Here is a 255-nt window from a genome sequence, read left to right as displayed (position 1 = left end):
TTCCCGGCCCGTTCCGGTCCGGCCGCGCCCGCCGCGAGCTGACCGGCCGGGACCGGCCGCCACCAGCGGCGATCCCGTCCACACAGGCCCTCGGGCTGATCAACCCGGCCGTCCGGCACGGAAGATGACGCCCAGTGCGATTCCCGGCACGGGGGTTGACACCCGCTCTCGGACGCCCCGAGACTCCTGCCGGGGAGCGCTCTCCCGGCCATCGCCCCACCCGGGCCCGCCACCTGACCGGCGCCCCTGCGCCGC

Source organism: Kitasatospora sp. MBT63, from assembly GCF_000710465.2.
GTDB lineage: Bacteria > Actinomycetota > Actinomycetes > Streptomycetales > Streptomycetaceae > Kitasatospora.
This window is presented reverse-complemented; position numbering follows the sequence as displayed.